This window comes from Duganella sp. BJB1802 (assembly GCF_013369445.1).
GTDB classification, from domain to species: domain Bacteria; phylum Pseudomonadota; class Gammaproteobacteria; order Burkholderiales; family Burkholderiaceae_D; genus Rugamonas; species Rugamonas vulcania_A.
In genome coordinates this window covers 25,361-48,874 of sequence record NZ_JABWEF010000010.1, presented here as the reverse complement: position 1 = coordinate 48,874, position 23,514 = coordinate 25,361, and the positions used below count along the sequence as shown (strand labels likewise).

Here is a 23,514-nt window from a genome sequence, read left to right as displayed (position 1 = left end):
TCAGGAGAAACGAAATTACTCCATCTGCATTCCGTGCAAATCAGCACCCAATATCCAAGCCTATGCAATACTGAAATGGAGCTGGCCGACTTTGGGCATTTCCCCCAGTTCCAAATCACGATACCATGTAATTCCCACAATCTAAATTCTGAGACCGAGCATCCCTATGGTTTTCTGCAATTTCGCATTTCTTCACGAGGACGCCCCCCAAGAATCAGGTGGCGGCTCTAACAGCTTCCGCTGCATGCGTTTTGAATCAGTCGACGTATTATGGTTCCTCAAGACAGTGAGCCAACTGAAATTGCGTGACCTAGGCAAGGCACTGGTGAGTGAACTGAAGGGGAAATCGCTACAGACGGGATACCATGAGCTCCCCGAGCCGCTACGTATCCGCCTATATGAGGCGCACCTGCAGTACATGATGTTTATGACGAACGCGCAGCAACCAGCCCCCGTGTCGCTGCAGGAAGCCATGCTCGGGCCAGGATCTTTAAAAGAAATCCTTATACAAGAGGGCAACTGGTATTTTCTTGCGGGCAAGCGCGTGGGCGTGCTCGATTCACTACGAGAACCAGCGGACGACGGAGAAATCATCGTAGCCAACATCGGGGTAACGATGGACCAAGATGGACCGGTAATGCTAGCCGAGCTAGTCCAGTTTAAAAGTCTTTCCAGCGAGTTGCAAGCGCTCCTGCAAGGCCTGCATTTCCCACAGAGCGATCCACGAATTGCAGCATTCCTTGCAACGCCAGCTGGTATTAGTCGCTTTGGTACGTCACCAAGAACCAACGTTGGTACTCCACCCGGAAAGCCAACCGATTCAGCGACTCCAGAGATAACGCCAAACTGGTATCAGCCTTTTGTCGGCGTCAATTCAATCGGCGCTGGCAACAATATCGCGCTCTACGATGAATCGGGAAAAATCCGGGCATATGTCGACTACGGTCTGCCAGCGCCTCAAAACCTCAACACCTACCAACAATTGCCCGATCACCCTTGCGTGTGCGCCGATGCGGCGATGATACTGTCCCATTGGGACTACGACCATTACGCGATGGTGCGCATGCAACCAGACGCCCTGCGTCGCCGCTGGATGGCGCCACAGCAGCTGTTCGGCAGTGTTGCAGCACGAGAGCTCTACGCACGCCTACTGAATGAAACGCCTCATGGCGCGATGCTCATCATCTGGCCGTCTAATGCCCCAGCTGGTCATGTACCCACCGACTTTGGCTTCATTGAACGCGCGAACGGAAATCCGGTCAACGACGATGGCCTAGTTGCCTACGTGCGTGTGGCCGAGGACCCAGCCGCCGCTCCCGCAGCGACTGCGTTGCCGATGTTTGGCCAGAGACTCAAGCCGATGCCAGCGCCAACCACTGGTGCTGGCATGGTACTAAACCATCCCCTGATCTGCCACGGCGGCCTGGGTGGCCAGTGGATGGACGAAAACCTCGCCCTTCCCTTCCACAGCAAACTCATCGCCGTGCCGGCGGGCGCGCACCAGCTCCTTCCTGCCGCTCTCCCTCCGAACACAGCCGCCGGTAGTATTGGTCAAGTCCAAGGGGGCGGCGCCGCATTCTGGATCCCAGCAGGGGGCATATCGCTGCCAACCGTCAACGGCGGCCAGTACGTACCGTCAATCCAGAATGTCGCTTGGGCTGGAGGGTGGGCCATCAGTGCATTGGATTTTATCAAATGCGGAGGCATGATTCTGGACTTCCCGCCTAAAAGCACTAAGCAAGAACAAATGGTATGTGTCTCGCCTACGCCCGGCACGAAATGGAATAGCAAAAGGGCGCCGTCCGGAGTAAAAGGCGCGGTAAAACTCAGGAAAAAGGGCTGGCAGCCGGTTTGGGGGCGGGCACTCACCTGCTGGAAAGTGCCACTGCCAGCAGCTGCAGCGGGCGCACTACTGCCACTTCCAGCAGGCCCCCAATCACTCATACCTATGGGAAGCTCAGCCCAGATTACGCAGAATGAGCGCTATGTACTTTTACCTGGCGACGCAGGCTATCAGCACATTCCTTCGATGGCAGCCTGGCGGAAATTGCGAGAACACCATGCATCTGGAAATGGCGCAGCGGGCAGCGCACCAATCCACATTGTTGGACTCGTGGCGACCCACCATGGTTCCGATAGTTGGATACCAGACCCACCAAACCACAACTCAGCGTTGTGGCACATTCCCCCAGCGCCAGCGAGCAAGTACTGGCCGGGCGATGTTCAGTGCACACCTACGGCAAAAATTGTGTATTCCTACGGGACACGTCTGAGCGGAACAATTGCGGGCGCCCACTGCTACCGTCGCCGAAATACAAAAAACGATGGACATCCCAGAGCGGCAGCACTTCTTAATTACGAGACTGCAGGATGGGGCGTCGCTCCTCATGGTGCCGGGGAATTTAACCGACTCAATACCGCTGTGGCCGACTACACCAGCAATCAATTTTTCAACCCATTGGAGCTGGCACCCGGGACCTTATTACCGGATGCAAACCTGAAGGGGCACGCTAACGGCAATGTTGCGCTTGGATGGGATATACCTAATGCGTCTCCTTTGAGACAGGACCATGTGCCATCATTAGCGCCTGTAGCGAATTACTCACAGCAGATTGGCCCCAACCCCTTACACAGGGTATGCCCCACATGCAACCAAGTGCGTGAGTTTTATTTTTGAGGTGGAGTTGCTTCAGATTCCGCCCCGAAGCCGTCATTGGTACAACTGGTCATCGCTCAAATGGCGCCATCAATTCGGTCGGTGTCCGAGTCTTGACGGCCCCCCTGAAAATTCACAGTTTGATCCCGCTTTCTTAACCGAGTTACCAGACGCTTGAAATCACAAGGCAAATCAAAGGCGAGATGGCGCCCCTCGCTTTGCGCTGAAATCCGACGGGATCCGGCTAACCAGCTCCCGTCCAATCAGGCGTGATGTCCTGAGTTAAAAGCCACTCAGAGCACTACGCGCCCCATACGCCGGGCCCGAATCAAGTTCTACGAGAACTTGGTGAAATCCGGCTTGCGCTTCTCGAAGAAGGCGGTGAACGCTTCCTTCGCTTCCGGTGCGGCCAGCATGGCGCCGAAGAATTTGTTTTCGGCGGCAATGGCTTCCGTCACCGGGCCTTTGCGCGTGGCCTTCATCAGCTGCTTGGTGGCCCGGATCGAGCTGGCCGGCAAGGCGACCAGCTTGGCGGCCTGGCCTTCGGCAAAAGCGCGCAGCTCGGCGGCCGGCACGATCTTCGATACCAGGCCCATCTCCAGCGCTTCCTGCGCCAGGAAGGCTTCGCCCAGCATCAGCTTCTCGGCGGCGCGCGGGTAGCCGGCGATCTGCGTCAGCAACAGGCTCGACGCGAACTCAGGGCACAGGCCCAGCTGCACGAACGGCATCGAGAACTTGGCGTTGTCGGCAGCGTAGACCAGGTCGCAATGCATCAACAGCGTGGTGCCGATGCCGACCGCCGCACCAGCCACCGCAGCCACCACCGGCTTGGTCGAACCGCTCAGCGCCATCATGAACTTGTACACCGAACGCTCTTCGATGCCCGAGCCGTCGGCCGGACGCGAGGTCTTCATGAAGTCTTCCAGGTCGTTACCGGCGGTGAAGATCTCCGGCTTGCCGACGATCAGGATGGCGCGCACGGCGGCGTCCTGCTCCGCGTCGTTGATGGCGTCGGCCATGCTCTGGTACATCGCCGAGGTGATGGCGTTCTTGCGTTCCGGGCGGTTGAATTCCAGCGTCAGCACGCCGTTGGTCTTGCTACTTAAAATATCCATGTGATCTCCAAATGATTAAAGGGCGCCGTGGTTGAACCGCAGCGCCCTTCTTTATGATTCCGTGCTTAGCTTACACGCGTTCGATAATACCAGCAGCACCCATGCCGGCGCCGACGCACATCGTCACCATGCCGTACTTCAGGTTGTTGCGGCGCAGTGCGTGCACCACGGTCGCGGCGCGGATCGCGCCGGTCGCGCCCAACGGGTGGCCCAGGGCGATCGCGCCGCCCATCGGGTTGACCTTCGCTGGGTCAAGGCCCAGGTCGCCGATCACGGCCAGCGCCTGTGCGGCAAACGCTTCGTTCAGCTCGATCCAGTCCAGCTGGTCCTGCGTGATGCCGGCGGCCTTGCACGCATCCGGAATCGCGAATTTAGGACCGATACCCATGATTTCCGGTGGCACGCCCTTGACGGCGAACGACGAGAACTTGGCCAGCGGAGTCAGGTTGTGCTCGCGCAGGAACTTCTCCGACACGACCAGCAGCGCGCCGGCGCCGTCGGACATCTGCGACGAGTTGGCGGCGGTGACCGAACCCTTGGCGGCGAACACCGGCTTCAGCTTGGACAGCGATTCCACGGTCGAATCGGCGCGTGCGCCTTCATCGGTGTCGACGGTGCGGGTCTTGATCTTGATCTCGCCGGTCGCCAGGTCAGGCGTGCGGGTGATGATCTCGACCGGGGTGGTCTCGTCCTTGAAGAAACCGGCCTGCTGCGCGGCGATGGCACGGCGGTGCGATTCAACAGCGAACGCATCCTGCGCTTCGCGCGAGATCTTCCACTGGGTCGCCACTTTTTCAGCGGTCAGGCCCATGCCGTATGCCATGCCAACGTTCTCGTCGGTGAACATGTTCAGGTTCATCGATGGGTGATGGCCCATCATCGGCACCATCGACATCGACTCGACGCCGCCGGCAATCATCGCATCGGCTTCGCCAACGCGAATGCGGTCGGCGGCCATGGCCAGCGCGGTGATGCCCGATGCGCAGTAGCGGTTGACGGTGACGCCGCCAACGGTCTTAGGCAGGCCGGCCAGCAGCACCGATTGACGGGCGATGTTGAAGCCCTGTTCCGCTTCCGGGAACGAGCAGCCGATGATGGCGTCGGTGATCAGCGCCGGATCCAGGCCAGGCACTTGCGCCAGGGCCGATTGCAGCACGCGCACCAGCAGGTCGTCCGGGCGGGTCTTGTTGAACATGCCGCGCGGCGCCTTGCCGATCGGGGTGCGGGTGGCAGAGACGATGTATGCGTCTTGAATTTGTTTGCTCATTTTGTTCTTTCGAAAATTTTTGATCGAAGACTATGCGGAACGATTAAGCCCGCTTCTCGGATAAATACCAATCCACTTGAACCTGTGCGGCCAGCGTGCCGGCGGCGTCGAAGATGTCGACCTCCACCGGAAACGCCACCTTGCCCTGCTCTTTCAGCTCGGCCTTCAGCGCGGCCAGATCGCCAGGGACGCGGCCTTCGGCGCGGGTGGCGCCCTTGGCTACTTTCTGGTACTGGATGCGCGATTCCTTGGCGACCGGCCGCAAGCCCAGGATCAGCTCCGCGAAGCCGCCCGCCATGGCCGCGCCGGAAGCCGTCTCGGCCAGCGTGAACAAGGCCCCGGCGTGCTGCGTGCCCAGGTGGTTATTGAGCTTCGGGTCTTCCGGCATCGACACTTTCGAAGTGCCGCTGCCGATCTCGTCGATCCTGATCCCCAGCAGGCGCACGAAGGGCAAGGTGTCCATCATTTGTTGCTTGATACGGTCATACACCATGCTAGGCCTCACGCGCAGTAAAACTTTAAACACCAGCTTCAGGATCGACATACGCCCTTAGTTGCGGACTGGCTTACCGGTCTGCAGCATGCCCATGATGCGTTCCTGCGTCTTCGGATGGTTCAGCAGCTCCAGGAAGGCTTTACGCTCCATGTCCAGCAGCCACTGTTCGCTGACGAACGAGCCCTGGTCGATGTCGCCGCCCGACACGATCTCGGCGATCATGTCGCCCAGCTTGAAGTCGTGCGCCGAGATGAAGCCGCCGTCGCGCATGTTGACCAGCTGGGCCTTGATGGTGCCCCAGCCGTAGCGGCCGGTCACCTGCACCGGCGCCTTCAGCGGCGCGCGGTAGCCCTTGTCGAACATGGCGCGTGCTTCCACCTTGGCCACGTGCAGCAGCTCGTATGGATTGAACACGATCACGTCGTCTTCCTTCAGGTAGCCCATGGCTTGCGCTTCCAGAGCCGATTTCGACACGTTCGCGGTGGCCGCGTTGGTGAAGCCGGTCTTCAGGAATTGCAGGATGTCGGTGCCCTTGGCTTCCTTGAACGCGCGCACTGCCGCTTCCTTCAAGCCGCCGCCCGCAGGGATCAGGCCAACGCCCACTTCCACCAGGCCGATGTACGATTCGATCGAGGCCACGCGCTTCGATGCGTGCAGCGCCATTTCGCAGCCGCCGCCCAGCGCCAGGCCAGCCACAGCAGCCACCACCGGCACGTTCGAATATTTCATCGCCATGAAGGTGTCTTGCAGTTCCTTGATGATCGGGTCGACCGCTTTCGCGCCGCCCTGCATGAACGCAGGCAGTGCCGATTGCAGGTCGGCGCCGGCCGAGAACGCGCCGCCGTCGGCCGCGTCCGCGCTCCAGATCACCAGGCCCTTGAAGTTCTTCTCGGCTTCGGCCAATGCCTTCTTGAAGCCGGCGATCACGCCAGGGCTGATCACGTGCATCTTGGTTTTCAGCGAGATCACCAGCACGTCGTCGCCCGAGTGCCACAGGCGCACGTCGTCGTCTTCATGCACGGTGGTGCCGGCGGTGCGGCCATTGGCTTCGCCCGAACCCAGTACCGGCGCGCGGAACTGCTGACGGTCGTACACGGCCAGCGACGAGCGCGGCACGAACGATTTCGATACTGCGGACCACGAACCTTCAGCGGTGTGGACACCGCCTTTTTCAGCGACAGGACCTTCGAACACCCAGGCCGGCAGCGGCGCGTTGCACAGCGCGTGGCCGGCTTCGATGTCTTCCTTGACCCACTGGGCCACTTGCGACCAGCCGGCGGCCTGCCACGTTTCGAACGGGCCGACGTTCCAGCCGAAGCCCCAGCGCATGGCGAAGTCGATGTCGCGCGCGTTGTCGGCCACGGTGTCCAGGTGGACGGCGATGTAGTGGAAGGCGTCGCGGAAGATCGCCCACAGGAACTGGCCTTGTGGGTTAGTCGATTCGCGCAGGGCCTTCATCTTCTTGACCGGATCTTTTTCCTTCAGGATGCGGGCGATGATGTCGGCAGCCTTGGCGCCGCCGGCGACGTATTCACCGGTGGCGAAGTCCAGGCGTTGGATTTCCTTGCCCACCTTTTTGTAGAAGCCCGCGCCGGACTTTTGGCCCAGCGCGCCTTTTTCCACCAAGCCCGCCAGCACGGCTGGAGTCTTGTAGACAGCGGCGAACGGATCGTTCGGGAGGTAGTCTTGCATGGTCTTGATCACATGACCCATGGTGTCCAGGCCGACCACGTCCGCGGTGCGGAAGGTGCCCGACTTGGCGCGGCCCAGCTTGGAGCCGGTCAGGTCGTCGACCACGTCCACGGACAGGCCGAATTTCTCGGCTTCGTGCACGATCGCCAGGATGCCGAACACACCGACGCGGTTGGCGATGAAGTTAGGCGTATCTTTCGCGCGGACCACGCCCTTGCCCAGGGTGGTGGTCAGGAAGCCTTCCAGCTGGTCGGAAATTTCCGGCTTGGTGAACTCGGTCGGGATGATCTCGACCAGGTGCATGTAACGCGGTGGATTGAAGAAGTGCACGCCGCAGTAGCGCGATTTCAGGTCGGCGTCGAAGCCTTCGGACAGCTTGGTGATCGACAGGCCCGAGGTGTTCGAGGCGAAGATCGCGTTGGCGCCGATGTGCGGAGCGACCTTCTTGTACAGGTCGTGCTTCCAATCCATGCGCTCGGCGATGGCTTCGATGATCAGGTCGCACTCGGCCAGCTTGGCCAGGTCGTCCTCGTAGTTGGCCACTTCGATCAGCGCGGCGTGGTCCTTGTTGCCCAGCGGCGCAGGCGACAGCTTCTTCAGGTTCTCGATGGCGCGCAGCACGATGCCGTTCTTCGGACCTTCTTTTGCAGGCAAGTCGAACAGTACGACTGGCACTTTGGCGTTGACGCAATGAGCGGCGATTTGCGCGCCCATCACGCCGGCGCCCAGCACGGCTACTTTTTTAACGATGAAATTGGTCATGTCGTTTCCTCTAGGTTCTTAGAACAGGTCGGCGTCGAGAGCCATCAGGTTGGCGGAGCCCGAACGTGCCTGGCGAATCAGGGTTGCAGTTTCTGGCTGCAGGCGCGCGAAGTAGAAGCGCGCCGTGGCCAGCTTGGCTTTGTAGAAATTGTCGCCGCTGTCTTCCTTGGCCAGGGCGATTTTCGCCATCTGTGCGAAGAAGTAGCTGTACACCATGTGGCCGACCACGCGCAGGTAAGGTACGCATGCCGCGCCCACTTCGTCCGGGTTCTGGAAGGCTTTCATGCCGATTTCCATGGTCAGCTTGGTGACCTTGTCGCCCAGGTCGCCCAGCGGGGTGACGAATTCGCTCATCGCTTCGTCGGTGCCGTTGTCCTCCACGAAGGCCTTGATCTTCTCGCCGAACTTGCGCAGCTTGGCGCCGTTGTCGCCCAGGATCTTACGGCCCAGCAGGTCCAGCGACTGGATGGTGTTGGTGCCTTCGTAGATCAGGTTGATGCGGGCGTCGCGCACGTACTGCTCCATGCCCCACTCGGAGATGTAGCCGTGGCCGCCGAACACTTGCATCGCTTCCGAGGTGGCGATCCAGGCGTTGTCGGTGATGAAGGCCTTGACGATCGGGGTCAGCAGCGCGACTTCGTCGGCCGCTTCCTTGCGCACTTCTTCGTCAGGGTGGTGCAGTTCGCGGTCGATCTGCAGCGCGACGTACGAGGTGAAGGCGCGCGCGCCTTCGGCGTAGGCCTTGCCGGTCAACAGCATGCGGCGCACGTCAGGGTGGACGATGATCGGATCGGCCGGCATTTCCGGATTCTTCACGCCCGACAGCGAGCGCATCTGGATGCGGTCCTTGGCGTAGATCAGCGCGTTCTGGTAGGCGATCTCGGTCAGGCCCAGCGACTGCATGCCCACGCCCAGGCGGGCCGCGTTCATGAACACGAACATGGCGTTCAGGCCCTTGTTCGGCTGGCCGATGATCCAGCCCTTGGCGCCGTCCAGGTTCATCTGGCAGGTCGAGTTGCCGTGGATGCCCATCTTCTCTTCGATGGCGCCGCAGGTGATCGGGTTGCGTTCGCCGACCGAACCGTCTTCCTTCGGCAGGTACTTAGGCACCAGGAACAGCGAGATGCCTTTCGAGCCTTCCGGCGCGTCCGGCACGCGGGCCAGCACCAGGTGCAGGATGTTTTCCGACATGTCGTGCTCGCCGGCCGAGATGAAGATCTTGTTGCCGGTGATCAGCCAGGAGCCGTCGGCCTGCGGCAGCGCTTTCGAGCGCAGCATGCCCAGGTCGGTGCCGCAGTGCGGTTCGGTCAGGCACATGGTGCCGGTCCACTCGCCGGAGACCAGCTTCGGCAGGTAGACTTTCTTCTGGTGGTCGGTGCCGTGTTCCTTCAGGCACTCGTAGGCGCCGTGCGACAGGCCCGGGTACATGGTCCATGCCTGGTTGGCCGAGTTCAGCATCTCGTAGAACGAGTTGTTCAGCACCACCGGCAGGCCCTGGCCGCCGTATTCAGGATCGCAGGCCAATGCCGCCCAGCCGCCGTCGACGTACTGCTTGTACGCTTCCTTGAAGCCCTTGGGCGTGGTCACGGTGTGGGTCGCGGCGTCGTGCTTGCAGCCTTCGCGGTCGCCCGAGTGGTTCAGGGGGAACAGCACCTCGGCGGTGAACTTGCCGCCTTCTTCCAGCACCTGATTGATGATGTCGGCATCGACTTCGGAATAGTCCGGCAGCGATTTCAGTTCCTCTTCCACTTTCAGGAACTCGTGCAGAACGAATTGCATATCCCGGATTGGCGCGACGTATTGACCCATGATTTTCTCCTGATGACTTTTGTAGTGACTACGATGTGAATTAGTGTGTTTTACGTTATTGCTGCGCCACCACCGCGGACGGTGTTTGCGGATTGCGGTACGTTTCGATCAAGCGCTCGAAGCCGACGCCGGCCCGGCCCAGGCTGCCCGGTATGCGCAGGAAGCGCGCATCGTGGTGCAGTGCCAGGATCAGGCCGTACATTTCGTACACCAGCTGCTGCGGGTCGGTGTCGGCCTTGAGGTCGCCGCATTCGACGCACTGCTTCACGCAGCGCAGCAGCGCGCCCTGCCAGGCGCCGACCATGGCCATCAGCTCTTCGCGGATCGGACCTGGACGGTCGTCATACTCCACCGCGCCGCTGATGTAGATGCAGCCCGACGCCACCTCCACGCTGACCCGCTTGACCCAGCGCGCGAACATCGATTTGAGCCGCTGGATGCCGCGCGGTTCCTTCACGCTGGGGAAAAACACTTCCTGTTCGAAACGATGGTGGTACAGCTTGAGGACTTCCAACTGCAAATCTTCACGCGAGCCGAAGTGCGCGAACACGCCGGACTTGCTCATGTTCATCTTATCCGCGAGCAATCCGATGGTCAGGCCTTCCAGACCATCACGGCTGGCCAGGTCCAGCGCCACGTCCAGGATTGCTGCGCGGGTCAGTTCGCCTTTGCGCATAAATTTAGTTGAGGTATTAATAAGATTGCGTCCCAAGGTAACATTCATGGAGAGAAGAAGGTATTCTGCTCCAGTTGAATTTACTCCGTGTGAAAAGAATTGCGAACGCTCGTACTATTATCCAGCGAGGGGTAAATGTCAAACAGTACCGTTAGAGGTGGCGTTCTATTGTCGCGGTGCAACATGCGCTGTTGCCGCAGGGGGACATCGGGCGGCAACAGCGGAGGTTATGGCAGGGGGCGGAGCTGGATGGAGACGGGGGCGCGCAGGCGGGCGGCGAAGGCGGTGACGCGGCGCTGCCAGGCGGCGGCATCGCCCACCTCGCCGGACCAGCTGGCGATGGCGCCCACGTAGTAGCGCAGCGGCTGGCCGGGGCGCACCGGGGCCAGGATCAGCTCGTTGGCGGCGTCGGCCGCGTAGGCCGGTTCGCCTGACGGCAGAACGATGGCCACGCCGAAATCGCCGGCGTTGCGCTGGGTGACCCACTGCGTCAGCGCGCGGGCCGCCGGCAGCGGCGTGGCCGCCACCTTGGGTTCCTGGTGCGCGTAGGCCGGAGTTTTATTGAGGCCGATGGCGGCGGTCAGGTTTGCCGGGCCGCCGAAGCTGAAGGTGCTGTCGATCTGGTCGAAGTCGTGCCCGGCATCGACGGTGAAGCGCTTCACTTCCGAGACCTTGGCGCCGGCGGCGTCCCAGGCGTCGTAGCTCAGCTCGAAGATCGCGCGGATCGGGCCGTTGGCGATGACTTTCCATTTGGCGTAGTTGCGGCTGGTGTAGAGCTGCTTGCCATCCCAGATGCCGGTGCCGCCGGCGCCGCGCGTGGTGCCGACGCCGTACATGTCCAGTCCCTCGCCCTCGTCCTTGTGGTAATGGTCGTGGCCCTTGTTGTACCAGCGGTCGACGATGGGATAGCGCACCCGCTTGAACCAGATGTCCAGCCCGCTCGTCACCAACACCTCCTTGCCGCTGCCCTGCGAGTCGGGCGCGGCCAGCGCCTGGCCGTAGGTGCGGTGGGCGATGCGGTCGTTCTCCCACGCGAAGTCGTCCAGCCGCTCCGGCACGTAGCGGGCGAAGGCCTGCACCGGGAACGGCGGCGCCACCGACTCGCTCTTCTCCACCGTGAAGCTGGCGCTGTGCTCGCCGGCGGCGAAGTCGTGCTGGAAGATCAGTTCGCCGTAGGCGATGCCCTTGCCCTGCGGGTCCTTGGCCTCGGGCGCCACATTGGTCACCTGGTACGGCAGGCTGTGGCCGGCCGCGTCGCGCACGGTCAGGCGCTGCAGCAGCGCGCCCGGCAGGGCCTGGTTGACCTCGGACCACGGGATGGCGATGGTTTCGGCCGGCCGCGCCGCGTCGAGCTCGTGGGTGGCCGTGACGGCCAGCCGTTCCGCTGCGCCGGCGGAGGTGCCGGCCAGCGCCAGCATCAATAGGTAGCATCGCTGCATGTCAGTATTTCACCGGATAGTCTTTGGGGAATTGGCGGCCCGAGTAGGCCAGCTTCTGGGTCCAGTCCTGCGACGGCGCGGTCCAGTAGGCATCGTTCTCCGGCAAGCCCAGCGACAGGAATCCTTCGGAGGCGATGTACATGCTGCCGTTATTGGAGTACCAGTCGCCCAGCTCGGGATGGTGGCCGACGAAGCCGATGTTGAGGAAGCCGTCGCGGGTGAAGTTGCTCGGGCCCGACCACACCGTCTGATGCACGGCGTGCAGCGCGGCCCGCACCTGCCCGGCCGGCAGGCTGGCGGGCAATTGCTTGCGCCAGGCCAGCAGGCCCAGCGGCTGGAACACGGCGGTGCGGTAGGTCAGCGAGCGACCTATCGGCGGGTAGGTGCCGGTCGGCGAGATGAAGCGCTCCAGGTGCTCGCAATAGCGCTGCGTGCGCTGCAATGCCTGCGCCAGCAGTTCCTCCGGCTTGGCGTTCCAGAACGGTCCCTTGCAGCGCACCAGCACTTCGAGGATTTCCAGCAGCATCGGGTACATCACGTACGAGCAGTAGTAGTCGAAGTGGAAGGACTCGCCGTCCTTGATCCAGCCGTCGCCCACGTACCACTCGTTGATCTTGCGGATGGCCAGGTTCATGCGCAGCGGATCGGCCTCCTCGCCGATGGACAGCAACCACGCCTCGTTCATCGCGGCGAACAGCAGCCAGTTGATGTACGGCGGTTCGATCCGCCGCAGGCTCTTGATCTCGGCGATGATGCGCTGCTTGGTGATTTTGTCCAGCGGCTCCCACAGCGCTTTCGGCGCGCGCATCATCGCGTTGGTGAAGTAGGCCGAGTCGACCAGCGTCTGGCCCGGCCCCTTCCACAGCAGGTAGTCCGGGTTCTTCGGGTCGACCGAGTTGGTGTAGCTTTGCAGCGCCAGCTGTTGCAGGCGATGGCGCGTCTTGCCCTCGGCCGTGCCGTCGTCCGGCAACGCCAGCCAGGGCGCGGCGCCGGCGATCAGGCGGCCGAAGCACTCAAGGTAGGCGACGCCGGGATCGCGGCCGTCCCACGTCGGGCTGAGTTCCAGCGGGAAGTTCTTCTTCAGCTTGCCCTGCGCCATGTTCGACAGCACCGGCTCGGCCATCTGCTGCAGCAGGCCGGCCATGTAGGCGCGCTCGCCGCCGGCCACAGGCGCGCTGTCGGCGGCGGCTGCGGCGCCGGCGTGCATCAAGCCGGTGGCGGCGGTGCCGGCCAGCACCGCCTGCATAAAGTTGCGACGTTCCATCGTGTCTCCTTATTTTTGATCGAGCAAGCGTACCAGTTCCGCCGACGCCAGCAGGAAAGCGCCCACGCCGAAATCGGCCGTGGAGTTCTGGTCCACCACCTGGCCCGGTATCGCGCGGTCGCCAATCGGCTGGACGTAGCCCACGCGTCCGTCCGGCTGCAGCGCCACCTTGCTCAGGTAATGCCAGCCCTTGCGCGCCACCGGCAGGTATTCGTCGCGCGCCAGCACGCCGTGGTTGATGCCCCACAGGTAGCCGTAGGTGAAGAAGGCAGTGCCGCTGGTCTCCGGCCCCGGCGCGTGCTGCGGATCGAGCAGGCTGCGGGTCCAGTAGCCTTCCGGTTGCTGGGCGCGCTTGAGCGCCTGCGCCATGTCCTTGAAGCGGGCCACGTAATCGGCGCGGTGCGGATCGTCGGCCGGCAGTTCGTCCAGCACACGGGCCAGCGCGGCGAACACCCAGCCATCACCGCGCGACCAGAAGTCCTTCTTGCCGTTGACGCTGGCGTGCGCGGGATAGACGTACTTGGCGTCGCGGTAGTACAGATGCTCGACCGGGTCGTACATGATGCTGTTGGCGTACTCGAAATACTGGTGCAGCTTTTCCAGGTAGCGGCGGTCGCCGGTCACGCCGTACAGCTTGGTCATCACCGGCATCACCATGTACAGGCCGTCGGACCACCACCAGTAATCGTCGCGCGCGGTGCTCATCTCGTATTCCATCACCTCGCGGGCGCGGGCGATCTTGCGCGGATCGGGGGCCAGCTTGTACAGGTCGGTGTAGGTCTGGAAGCAGATCTGCCAGTCGCCGAACAGCACGTGATCGTCGGTCTCGCCGTAGGTGTGTTGCCAGCGGCTCTTGTCCGGCGAGCGCGCGCCCATCCACTGGTTGTGCTCGGCCCAGGCTTCGGCGTAGCGGCGGTAGGCCTCGTTGTGCGTGACCTGGTAGGCCGCCATATTCCCCGTCTGGTAGGCCGCCACGTGCCAGAACGCCCACTGCTGCGCGGGCGTGCTGCGCTGCCAGTGTCCGTTGACCTGGTCGATGATGGCGACCACCTCCACCCTGCTGGCGTCGATGGCCGCGCCGTCCTTTGCCGGCGTGGCGCAGCCGCCCAGCGTGACGGCCAGCAGCAACAGCAATCCTTGCGCGTATTTTTTGAGGTTCATAATGTCATGTAAAAAAGGGCCGAAGGCGCGGGACCGCCACCTTCGGCATAAATGCCCGGAACCATGACGTGGTTCCGGTCTGGAGTGCTCGGTACTTCAGGGCTTCCACTGCCACACCTGTACTGGCGACGATGCGCCGGTGGACGCGCCCTCGCCGTCCAGCTGCGGCACGTCCTGCACGAACAGGTGCAGCTCGCCGCGTCGCCGCCACAGCTCGGTGTCGAACGACGGTTCCCACGCGCCCACCGGCGCCGTGCCGAGGTCGCGCACGACCCAGCGCGGCCGGTGCAGGTCGGCGACGGTGGCCACCGATACCTTGTTGCCGCGCTCGGCATCGCGGAACACCAGCAGTGCGCGCCGGCGGTCCACCATGATCTGCGGCCGCGATATCGGTATCGCCTTCGTGCCCAAGCCGCTCAGCGAAAACGGCGTGCGGCGGAAATCAAGGTCCAGCTGCCGCCACGCGCCGCTGTCGCGATACAGCAGGTGGTACTGCGGCACCGTCGAGCCGGCCACGCGCCAGTAGCTGGCGATCACCGGCTCGCCGTCGGCGCCCGCCGCCATCGAGGTCTGGTTGATCAGCTCGCTGTTCTGCGGGATGTGCGCGGCATACTCGGCGCTGCTCGCGGTGATCGGCAGCGTGTAGCGTTCGCCGCCGCTGTGCTCCCACGTCAGGCCGCCGTCGCGCGAGCGGGCATAGGCCATGTCGTGGTTGCTGGCCACGTCTGGCGATTCGCGCCATACCCACGACAGGTGGATGACGCCGGCGCCATCGACGAAGGCTTGCCAGTAGGCGCTGCGCTGCCCTTCTCCGTCGATCAGCTTGCTATGCAGCCGGGTCCAGCTGGCGCTCGTCACGTCGTAGCGGTTCATCACAAGGTTGCCGTGGCCGGAGCCGCCGTCGCGGTAGAGGAACAGCAGGCCGCCGTCCGGGCAGCGGAAGAACTCGGGGTAGGTGGCCGAATCCTCGTCCTTGCCCAGCATCGGCGTTTCCTGTCCCAGCTCCAGCGCGCCCGGACGTTTGCCGCGCGCATAGCGCAGGCGCTGGTTGTGCGCGTCCCACGCCAGATGCAGGTAGCCGGCGCCGTCCACCATGATGCTGATGCTATTGTGCGCGTCGGCCGCGTTGCCGCGATACGGCGTGCGCCGCAGCGTCCAGCGCGCGGTGCCCAGCTTGCGCTTGCCCAGCACCACGGCCGCGTCCTTGTCGTAGAAGGCGATGTACTGCGTGTCGCCGTCCGACACCAGCGAGTTCTTGCGGAACACCACGGCGTTGACCGAATTGTTGGCCCAGCCCGGCGCGACGTCGACCACGCGCGCGGGACCGGCCCGCGCGGCGCAGGCCACGCAGGCCAGCAGCAGTAGCAGATGCTTAGAACTTGCCACGCAATCCAACCTTGATGGTGCGGCCGTCGTACTTGGCGTAGTCCATGCGCGTTTTCTTGCCGCTGCCGTACTGGCCGCTGGCGTCCTCGAAGTAGTCGTAGGCCAGCGTGTTGGACAGGTTCATGCCGTCGATGCGCAGCTCCAGTTGCTCGTTGATCTTGTAGCTAACGTTGGCGTCCAGGTAGCCGCGTCCCGCGTGCCAGCGGATCAGATCGTCGCCGAGGTTGCGCGGATTGTCCGAGTGCAGCGAGCGGCCCTTGTAGTTGTAGGACATGCGCAACGCCAGCGGTCCGCGCTCGTAGTAGGCGGTGGTGCTGTAGGCATATTTCGGCACCGAGTTGACCTCGATCTCCTTGCCGGCGTTGGTGATCCACTTGGCGCTGTTGAACGGATCGATGTGCGTGTAGCTGGCCAGCGCGCCGAAGCCCTTGAACGGTTCCGGCAGGAAGGTGAACGCCTGCTGGTAGGCCAGCTCGTAGCCCTTCAGCGTCTGCTCGCCGGCGTTGGTGTAGCTGCGCAGGGTCATCGGCAGGTTGGGGTCCACATGGCCGTTGGCGTCCTGGAAGATCGCGCCCAGCGCCGTGTCCGGCAAGCCCAGCGCGCCGAAGGTGGTGTTGGTGGTGTTGGCCACGGTGGCGTCGGTCAGCTTCTTGCGGAACACGGCGGCCGACAGCAGGCTGCCCGGCTGGAAGTACCACTCCAGGCTGGTGTCCAGGTTCTTCGATTGCTGCGGCTTCAGGCTGGCGTTGCCGGCGGTGGCCGAGTTGTCGAAGGGATTCGGGATGACGGTCTGCGCCGCGATGATCGACAGCGAGGCCCGGCTCACGGTCTTGCCCCACGAGGCGCGCCACATCAGGTTCTCGGTCAGGTCCAGCGCCGCGCTGAAGGCCGGCAGCACATTGCTGTAGGTGCCCTGCTCGTGGTTGGCGGCATAGGCCAGGCTGGCGCCCTGCTGCTTGAAGTTGTCGATGCCGGTCTCGGTGCGCGAGTAGCGCACGCCGGCGTTGAAGCGCAGCTCGTGGCCGGCGACCTCGCCCTTGAAGTCGGACTGGATGAAGCCGGTCGACACTTTTTCCGTCGCGCTGAAGCTCTGCGCCGGCGTGAACGTGGCTTCCGTGTTGTAGGCCAGCGGATCGAAGGCCGAGTAGGTGGCGCCGCGCGTGAAGGTGCCCCAGGCGTGCGGCCAGCCGGCGCCCATGTCGAGATTGTCGACCGGCAGCGTGGTGGTCATCAGGCCGCGCATGCCGGCGTTGCCCAGGCCGTTGAGCTTGGCGGTGGCGGCGGCCGTGCCGTTGCGCTTGGCGATGCCCTTGGTGGTCTCCACGTACACCACGCCGGTCTTCAGGTGGCCGGTCCAGTCGCCCGGCAGGTCGTAGTCCCAGTCCGCCACCAGGCGGCCCTGCTTGCCCTTGTCGGTCTCGCGGGTCCAGGTGGTGCCGACGCCGAAGCCCTGGTAGTTGTTCAGGTCGGTGTAGCTGGAGGTGGACGACAGCGATGGATAGACGTGGTCGCTGCCGTAGTCGATGGTGGAGTCGACGCCGAAGATCTGGCCCGACAGCGTGTCCTGGTAGGTCAGCGCGTTGCTGTTGTTGGCGCTCAGCTGGCCGGTCAGCGCCAGCTTGCTGGTGGCGGCCCAGCGGCCGTTCAAGGCGGCGTAGCCGAACTTGGTCTCGTCCTCGCTGTAGGTGACGCCGCTGCTGTACGAGGTGTCGCCGAAGGTGCCGGTCAGCAGGTTGGAATCGGGATCGATGTGCACGTTCAGCGGCACCAGGCCGTTGTGGCCGTTCTGGCCGGCCGGCGCGGCGCGGTTGGTGGTCTTGCTGTTGCGGATCAGCAGGCCCATGTACATCTCGTCGCGGTGGTTGGTCAGCTTGGAGCCGAGCACGTCCAGGCTCAGGTTCAGGTCGGCCGTCTTGTATTGCAGCGACGACACCAGGCCGTCGCGGGTGCGCTCGTTGGCCGAGCCGTAGAAGCGGTAGATGCGCGGCAGCAGCGCGTTGTCGATCTGGCTGCGGGTGTAGCCGCTCAGGTTGGCGCGCGGATCGTCGTAGTCCAGCTGCATCGCGAAGTTGCCCTTGACCGGGCTCTGGCTGCCGCGCGCCGAGCTGTTGTAGCCGCCGGTGGCCTCGAAGCCGGAACGGTTGTTGGTGCTGGCCGAGTGCGAGACGCCGGCCAGGAAGCCCCAGTTGCCCCAGGTGTTGGAGTACAGCGCGAAGCCCATCGGGTCGGCGTTCTTGGACATGGTGTTGTACGCCTCGGACACGGCGTAGCGGATGGTGCGCTTGGGATTGTCGAACGGACGCGGCGTCTGCAGGTCCACCACGCCGCCCAGGCCGCCTTCGCTCAACTCGGCCAGCGGCGACTTGTAGAAGTCGACCCGGCCGAACAGTTCCGACGCGAACACGTCGTAGTTGAAGCCGCGCGCCGCGCTGCCGATGGTGCTGGTGGAGGTGGTGTTGACCGGCGCGCCGTTGAGCGTGGTCACCGAGTATTCGGTCGGCAGACCGCGGATCGAGATGCGCTGGCCTTCGGCCGAGCTCTCGTCGCGGTTGAGGATGATGCCGGGCACGCGCTGCAGCGATTCGGCGATGTTCGCCTCGGGGAATTTGCCGATGTCCTCCGCCACGATGGAATCGCGCACGCCGATGGCCTGCTGCTTCAGGTTCAACGCTTTTTGCAGGCTGGAGCGGAAGCCGGTGACCACCACCGTGGTCGGCTCGGCGGCGGCGCCCTCTGCCGGCGCGGCTGGCGCGGCCGCCTGCTGGGCGGCGGCGTCGTTGCCGTAGGCCGCTGCCAATGCCAGCGGCAGCAGCGTGGCGAGTAGTTTCTTATGCATTATTTCCCCCGTTGTTGTGTTCAACAATCTAAAGATTCACTGTGTAGTTTTGTCACGGCGCGCCGGTGTCTCCTGAAAAACGCGCCACGTTGCCTGATTTTTCGGCATGTGGTCACGTTACCACCCCTTAAACTCATCGTACAACTGAAATCTTCAACGGCCACAGAGGATGTGGTATCGTAACCACATGACAAAAGCCAGCAAATTGAGTGAAGTGGCGAAAATCGCCGGGGTCTCGCCGATCACCGCCTCGCGGGCGATCCGCGGCAATGGTTACGTGTCGGAGGCGGCGCGCACGCGCGTGCTGGCCGCCGCCGCGCAGCTGAACTACACGCCCGACATGCTGGCGCGCCGCATGCGCGGCGACAAAAGCAAACTGATCGGCGTATTCGTCAACCACTACGGCTCATTGGTGCTGCACGAGATCACCAAGGCCATCAGCGACGAGGCGCGCCGCCAGGGCTACGACATCCTGCTGTACAACGCCGAACGCTTCGACCTGCCCAGCCGCATGGAAACCTGCGCGATGCTGAGCCAGCTGTGCGCCGGCCTGGTGCTGCTGTTGCCGAACGCGGCCGACGGCTACCTCGACGTGCTCGAGCGCCAGCGCCTGCCCTGCGTGTTCGTCGGCTTCGACGCGCGCCCGGTCGAGCTGCCGGTGGTGGTGGTGGAAAACCGCCTCGGCGCCCGCACCGCGGTCGAGCACCTGCTGTCGCTGGGCCACCGCCGCATCGCCTTCATCGGCGGCACGGCCGGCACCGGCCAGGGCGCCGAGCGCCTCAAGGGCTACAACGACGCGCTGCTAGCGGCCGGCCTGGCGCCCGATCCGGCGCTGGCGGTGGACGGCAACTTCTCGCAGACGGGCGGCTTTGCCGCCACCGAAAAACTGCTGTCGCTGGCGGCGCCGCCGACCGCCATTTTCGCCGCCAACGACGAGACCGCATTCGGCGCCATCGACGCCATCCACAGCCGTGGCCTGGAGGTGCCGGACGATATCTCGGTGATCGGCTTCGACGATATTTCCACGTCCAGCTTCGTGCATCCGCCGCTGACCACGATGCGCCAGTCCAACGCCGACATGGCCACGCGCGCCGTCAGCGAGTTGCTGGCGCAGATAGAAGGCGAGGAGATGCAGGCCAAGCGCATCGGCTTCCCGCTTGAGCTGGTGGTGCGCAGTTCCACCGGGCCGCTGCGCCGTCCTGGCTGATGGACAAGGGCGGCGCCTTGGCCGGGCGGCGCGCCGTGTGGGGCGTGGCCTCGGCCGGCCTGCTGGCGGTGCTGTTCTGGCTGCTGGTGGGCGACCTGGCGATCTCGATCCGCGAACGGGCCGCGCTGCCCAGCGGACTGGAGCTGCTGCGCCGCAACGGCGCCTCGGACACCACCACCTCGCTCTTGATGTCGACCGTGCCGGCGCTGCTGAGCGTGCTGCTGGTGCCGCTGCTCGGCTACCACTCGGACCGCCTGCGCAGCCGCTGGGGCCGGCGCCGGCCCTTCCTGCTGGTGGCCGCGCCGGTCGGCTGCGCCGCCATGCTGGGCCTGGCCTGCTCGCCGGCGCTGGGCGCGTTGGCCGACGCCGCGCTGGGCGCGCTGTCGCCGGGGCGCCGGCTGTGCAACCTGGCCGCCTTCAGCGTGTTCTGGACCATCTTCGAATGCGCCGGCATCAGCGCCGTGTCGCTGTTCACCGGCCTGGTCAACGACGTCGTGCCGCAGGGTTTGCTGGGACGCTTCTACGCGGCCTTCCGCATCGTCGGGCTGGGCGTGGGCATCGCCTTCAACACCTGGGTGTTCGCGCTGACCGACCACTACCTGAGCGAGATCCTGGTGGCCGTCGGCCTGGTGTTCGGCGCGGCGCTGCTGCTGGTGTGCCTGATGGTGCGCGAGCCGCCCTGCCCCGCCGATCGCGACAGCGCGCCGCGCCCGGCCGGCTGGCGCGCGCTGGCGGTGCCGCGCGCCCACGTGCTGGCCTGCTTCGCGCACCGGCCCTTCCTGTGGGCGGTGGCGGCCTTCATGCTGGCCAGCGTCACCTTCAGTCCGTTCAACACCTTCTACCAGTACTACGCCCACCTGTCCGGCATCCCGAAAGCCACGCTGGGCACGCTGACGGCGTACGGCTACGCGGTGTCGATCCTCTCCGCCTTCGGCATCGGCTGGCTGGTGGACCACTACGGCGCGCTGCGCGTGTCCAGCCTGATCATGGGCGCGTACGGCGCGGCCGCCGCGCTCGGCTACCTGAGCCTGGGCGATCCGTCCTGCTTCCCGTGGTTCTACCTGGCCCATGTGGTGGTGTCGGGCGCCTGGTTCACGGCGGCGGCGTCGCTGCCGATGGCGCTGTTTCCGAAGGCCCGGTTCGTGCAGTACAACTCGACCAAGGACTTGATGGTCGTGCTGGGCAATATCGTGGTCAGCGGCGTGCAGGGGCCGGTGCTCGACCTGTCCGGCCACGACTACCGCCTGACCCTGCTGAGCGGCGCCGTGTTCGCGCTGCTCAGCCTGATGTGCCTGGCGCGCCTGCGGCCACGCCTCTAATCGTAACCGCCGGCCTTGCCCAGCTGGCGCCGGTCGCGCTTGGTGGGACGGCCCTTGATGTCCGCGCCCGGTTCGCGGTACAGGCGGCGGTTCTCGGCCACGTCGGCGCGGCGCGCCACGCTGGCGTCGGTTTCCTCGTACAGGTTGCGGGCGATGGGCGCGGCGGCCCGCACGTCGGACAGGTTCATCACGTCGACCTCCCAGCGGTCGGAGCCGTTGTCGATGTCCAGCGTGTCGCCGACGCGCACCGCGCGCGCCGGCTTGACCTTGTCGCCGCCCAGCTTGACCTTGCCGCTGTCGACCGCCTCGGTGGCGAGCGAACGGGTTTTAAAAAAACGCGCGGCCCACAGCCACTTGTCCAGTCTGACACTTTCGCTCAAGCGTATTTCTCCACTGCGAAGACCCGCATCACCATCTTGTACGCGAAAAACGCGACCTCGTAGCCGATGCGGCGGAAGCGGCCGACGTGCTTGATGTCGGCCGGGTTGACCAGCACGCCCTCGGCGATGGCGGCCTCGATGTGCCGGCGCAGGTTTTGCGCGAACAGCGCGTCCTTGATCACCACGTTCGCTTCCTGGTTCAAAAACAGGCTCAGGCCGTCCACATTGCTCGAGCCCACGGTGGCCCAGTCGTCGTCCACCACCGCGACCTTGGCGTGCAACTGGGTCTTGTGATATTCCACCACTTTGACGCCGGCCGCCAGCAGTTTCGGATAGAACGAGTGCGCCACCGCGTCCTGCAGCCACAGCTCGCCGACGCCGATCAGCAGCGTGACCTCGACGCCGCGCTCGGCGGCGGCGGCCAGCGCGTGGCGGAACTTGGCGCCGGGCGCGAAATACGGATTGGCCAGCAGCACGCTGTGGCGCGCACGCCCCAGCGCCTGCAGATAGGCGCGCTGGATGGTGCGGCGGTTGCGGAAATTGTCGCGCACCACGAAGCCGGCCTGCACCATGTTCTGCGTGGCGATCTTGTTCACCTTGCGCATGTCGCGGAACAGGCCGATCCGCTTGATGATGCCCAGCTTGCCCAGCCGGCGCCACTGGGTCAGCGCCTCCAGGTGGATGGCCGCCACCAGCGGCCCGCGCACCTGCACCGCGAAATCCCAGCGCGGCGCCACCAGCTCGATGGAGCGGTTGCGGTCGCAGAACATGTCGTCGTTAATGTTGATGCCGCCGACGTAGGCCACCTCGCGGTCGACCACGCAGATCTTGCGGTGGGTGCGCGTGACGCCGCGCTTGAACCACGGATTGAACACGCGGTGCTCGACGCCGGCCGCCACCAGCTCCACGTGCATGCCGTTGACCTGGCGCCGGCCGGTGCCCCACCAGTCGGTGATCATACGCACCTGCACGCCGCGCCGGGCCGCGTTCATCAGCGCCGCCATCACCGCCTTGCCGGTGTCGTCGGCGGCGAAGATGTAGGTCTCGAAATACACCTCGTAGCTGGCGGCGTCGATGGCGGCGATCAGCGCCGGAAAGAAGTCGGCGCCCGTGTGGAGCAGGGTCACTTCGTTGTCGGCGATGAAATTAACTGTGCGCATGGCTGGATTCTACCCTTGAGTTCACGAACACGGCGCGAAACAAGCCTATAATAAATTGCAACCCCTGTGGGAATGGAGCGCCCGGAGCATGCGTAGCCTGTCGATGATGTTGCTGTTGTCCTGCCTGCAGCCGGCGGCGGCGGCCGTGCTGGCCGACTGCGCCAAGGTGGTGGTGTCCGCCGACCCCGACTATCCGCCGCTGCACTGGTACGACGGCACGACGCTGCGCGGCCCCAGCGTCGAGCTGGCCACCCGCATCCTGGCCGATTTGAAGATCCCCTACGAGGTGCGCTACGTCGGCCCGTGGAAGCGAGTGCTGGCCACGGCGGCGGCCGGCAAGATCGACCTGGTGGCGACGCTGAAGATCCAGCCCGAGCGCGAACGCTACCTGGACTTCGTGCGGACGCCGGCCTTCCCCAATCCGGTAGCGGTGTTCGTGCCGCGCCAGCACGCCTTCATCTTCAACACCTGGCAGGACCTGGCCAGCCACAAGGGCGGCATCGCGCTCGGCAACACCTTCGGCCGCGAGTTCTCGGCGTTTTCCGCCGCCCACCTGCGGCTGGAGGAATCGGGCACGGCCGACAGCAACTTCCGCAAGCTGGGCCTGGGCCGCATCGATTATTTCGTCAGCGGCCTGTTCACCGGCGAGGCGTGGCTGGCGCGCCACGGCGGCGGCGCGCAGTTCATGGCGATGCGCCCCTTCCTGACCGAGGACAAGAATTACTTCGCCTTCGCCAAGCTCAGCCCCTGCACCCGCCACCTCGACGCCTTCGAGGCGCGCCTCAAGGAACTGGTGGCCAACAAGACCAACCTCGTCATGCTGAACAGCAGCCTGCAGCAGCTGGACGTCAAGCTCGACAGCGCGACGCTGGTGCGCAAATAACGGTCC

The 23,514-nt window shown here is 64.2% G+C and carries 17 protein-coding genes; 4 read left to right on the top strand and 13 right to left on the bottom strand.

Features of this window, described 5'->3' with window-relative positions; genetic code table 11:
- Positions 1–286 precede the first annotated feature (286 nt).
- Positions 287–2,677: a hypothetical protein gene (locus HUX88_RS16805; protein WP_217916356.1), complete on the top strand. Its 2,391-nt coding sequence runs from the start codon at positions 287–289 to the stop codon at positions 2,675–2,677.
- A gap of 314 nt (positions 2,678–2,991) precedes the next feature.
- Here HUX88_RS16805 and HUX88_RS16800 read toward each other — a convergent pair whose 3' ends face one another.
- The 11 genes from HUX88_RS16800 to HUX88_RS16750 all read right to left on the bottom strand — a co-directional run bounded on the left by HUX88_RS16800 (position 2,992) and on the right by HUX88_RS16750 (position 18,559).
- Entirely contained in the window at positions 2,992–3,771 is a 780-nt protein-coding gene (locus HUX88_RS16800; protein WP_176362503.1) for an enoyl-CoA hydratase, read from the bottom strand.
- A 70-nt stretch (positions 3,772–3,841) separates the two neighbouring features.
- Entirely contained in the window at positions 3,842–5,038 is a 1,197-nt protein-coding gene (locus HUX88_RS16795; RefSeq protein WP_117014358.1) for an acetyl-CoA C-acyltransferase, read from the bottom strand.
- Positions 5,039–5,081: 43 nt separating this feature from the next.
- The gene (locus HUX88_RS16790; RefSeq protein ID WP_026334897.1) at positions 5,082–5,531 is read right to left on the bottom strand and encodes a PaaI family thioesterase; all 450 of its coding nucleotides are present in this window, start codon (positions 5,529–5,531) and stop codon (positions 5,082–5,084) included.
- Positions 5,532–5,588: 57 nt separating this feature from the next.
- Positions 5,589–7,988 (bottom strand): 3-hydroxyacyl-CoA dehydrogenase/enoyl-CoA hydratase family protein, encoded by a 2,400-nt coding sequence (locus HUX88_RS16785; protein ID WP_161092774.1) that lies wholly within the window; start codon positions 7,986–7,988, stop codon positions 5,589–5,591.
- An 18-nt stretch (positions 7,989–8,006) separates the two neighbouring features.
- Positions 8,007–9,797: an acyl-CoA dehydrogenase C-terminal domain-containing protein gene (locus tag HUX88_RS16780; protein WP_176362502.1), complete on the bottom strand. Its 1,791-nt coding sequence runs from the start codon at positions 9,795–9,797 to the stop codon at positions 8,007–8,009.
- Between the two features lie 55 nt (positions 9,798–9,852).
- Positions 9,853–10,473, bottom strand: coding sequence for a TetR/AcrR family transcriptional regulator (locus HUX88_RS16775; protein ID WP_161092776.1), 621 nt, complete (start codon positions 10,471–10,473; stop codon positions 9,853–9,855).
- A 227-nt stretch (positions 10,474–10,700) separates the two neighbouring features.
- Positions 10,701–11,912, bottom strand: a complete 1,212-nt coding sequence (locus tag HUX88_RS16770) for a DUF4861 family protein (protein ID WP_176362501.1) — start codon at positions 11,910–11,912, stop codon at positions 10,701–10,703.
- Between the two features lies 1 nt (position 11,913).
- Positions 11,914–13,176, bottom strand: a complete 1,263-nt coding sequence (locus tag HUX88_RS16765; RefSeq protein WP_176362500.1) for a DUF2264 domain-containing protein — start codon at positions 13,174–13,176, stop codon at positions 11,914–11,916.
- Positions 13,177–13,185: 9 nt separating this feature from the next.
- Positions 13,186–14,337, bottom strand: coding sequence for a glycoside hydrolase family 88 protein (locus HUX88_RS16760; protein ID WP_176362499.1), 1,152 nt, complete (start codon positions 14,335–14,337; stop codon positions 13,186–13,188).
- Between the two features lie 96 nt (positions 14,338–14,433).
- On the bottom strand, positions 14,434–15,723 hold the full coding sequence (locus tag HUX88_RS16755) for a BNR repeat-containing protein (protein WP_176362498.1): 1,290 nt from the start codon (positions 15,721–15,723) through the stop codon (positions 14,434–14,436).
- Complete coding sequence (locus tag HUX88_RS16750) at positions 15,710–18,559, bottom strand: TonB-dependent receptor (protein WP_176362497.1); 2,850 nt, start codon at positions 18,557–18,559, stop codon at positions 15,710–15,712. The genes HUX88_RS16755 and HUX88_RS16750 overlap by 14 nt, the downstream gene beginning before the upstream one ends.
- A gap of 187 nt (positions 18,560–18,746) precedes the next feature.
- Here HUX88_RS16750 and HUX88_RS16745 point away from each other — a divergent pair, with 187 nt between their 5' ends.
- Together HUX88_RS16745 and HUX88_RS16740 are read left to right on the top strand one after the other, a co-directional pair.
- On the top strand, positions 18,747–19,766 hold the full coding sequence (locus HUX88_RS16745) for a LacI family DNA-binding transcriptional regulator (protein WP_176362496.1): 1,020 nt from the start codon (positions 18,747–18,749) through the stop codon (positions 19,764–19,766).
- Positions 19,766–21,085: an MFS transporter gene (locus tag HUX88_RS16740; protein WP_176362495.1), complete on the top strand. Its 1,320-nt coding sequence runs from the start codon at positions 19,766–19,768 to the stop codon at positions 21,083–21,085. Before HUX88_RS16745 ends, HUX88_RS16740 begins: the two co-directional genes overlap by 1 nt.
- Here HUX88_RS16740 and HUX88_RS16735 read toward each other — a convergent pair.
- Positions 21,082–21,465, bottom strand: a complete 384-nt coding sequence (locus HUX88_RS16735; protein WP_117014369.1) for an RNA-binding S4 domain-containing protein — start codon at positions 21,463–21,465, stop codon at positions 21,082–21,084. The genes HUX88_RS16740 and HUX88_RS16735 overlap by 4 nt on opposite strands.
- A complete protein-coding gene (gene clsB, locus HUX88_RS16730) occupies positions 21,462–22,625 on the bottom strand; it encodes a cardiolipin synthase ClsB (protein WP_117014370.1) in 1,164 nt (387 codons plus the stop codon). Before clsB ends, HUX88_RS16735 begins: the two co-directional genes overlap by 4 nt.
- Positions 22,626–22,713: 88 nt before the next feature.
- Between clsB and HUX88_RS16725 the strand changes: the two genes are divergently transcribed.
- Positions 22,714–23,508: an ABC transporter substrate-binding protein gene (locus tag HUX88_RS16725; protein WP_117014371.1), complete on the top strand. Its 795-nt coding sequence runs from the start codon at positions 22,714–22,716 to the stop codon at positions 23,506–23,508.
- The last annotated feature ends 6 nt before the right edge of the window (positions 23,509–23,514 follow it).

Bases quoted from the DNA above. Each gene is read 5' to 3' on its own strand.
- HUX88_RS16800 (WP_176362503.1), bottom strand. From the start codon at position 3,771: ATGGATATTTTAAGTAGCAAGACCAACGGCGTGCTGACGCTGGAATTC.
- HUX88_RS16795 (WP_117014358.1), bottom strand. From the start codon at position 5,038: ATGAGCAAACAAATTCAAGACGCATACATCGTCTCTGCCACCCGCACC.
- HUX88_RS16790 (WP_026334897.1), bottom strand. From the start codon at position 5,531: ATGGTGTATGACCGTATCAAGCAACAAATGATGGACACCTTGCCCTTC.
- HUX88_RS16785 (WP_161092774.1), bottom strand. From the start codon at position 7,988: ATGACCAATTTCATCGTTAAAAAAGTAGCCGTGCTGGGCGCCGGCGTG.
- HUX88_RS16780 (WP_176362502.1), bottom strand. From the start codon at position 9,797: ATGGGTCAATACGTCGCGCCAATCCGGGATATGCAATTCGTTCTGCAC.
- HUX88_RS16775 (WP_161092776.1), bottom strand. From the start codon at position 10,473: ATGCGCAAAGGCGAACTGACCCGCGCAGCAATCCTGGACGTGGCGCTG.
- HUX88_RS16770 (WP_176362501.1), bottom strand. From the start codon at position 11,912: ATGCAGCGATGCTACCTATTGATGCTGGCGCTGGCCGGCACCTCCGCC.
- HUX88_RS16765 (WP_176362500.1), bottom strand. From the start codon at position 13,176: ATGGAACGTCGCAACTTTATGCAGGCGGTGCTGGCCGGCACCGCCGCC.
- HUX88_RS16760 (WP_176362499.1), bottom strand. From the start codon at position 14,337: ATGAACCTCAAAAAATACGCGCAAGGATTGCTGTTGCTGCTGGCCGTC.
- HUX88_RS16750 (WP_176362497.1), bottom strand. From the start codon at position 18,559: ATGCATAAGAAACTACTCGCCACGCTGCTGCCGCTGGCATTGGCAGCG.
- HUX88_RS16745 (WP_176362496.1), top strand. From the start codon at position 18,747: ATGACAAAAGCCAGCAAATTGAGTGAAGTGGCGAAAATCGCCGGGGTC.
- HUX88_RS16740 (WP_176362495.1), top strand. From the start codon at position 19,766: ATGGACAAGGGCGGCGCCTTGGCCGGGCGGCGCGCCGTGTGGGGCGTG.
- clsB (WP_117014370.1), bottom strand. From the start codon at position 22,625: ATGCGCACAGTTAATTTCATCGCCGACAACGAAGTGACCCTGCTCCAC.
- HUX88_RS16725 (WP_117014371.1), top strand. From the start codon at position 22,714: ATGCGTAGCCTGTCGATGATGTTGCTGTTGTCCTGCCTGCAGCCGGCG.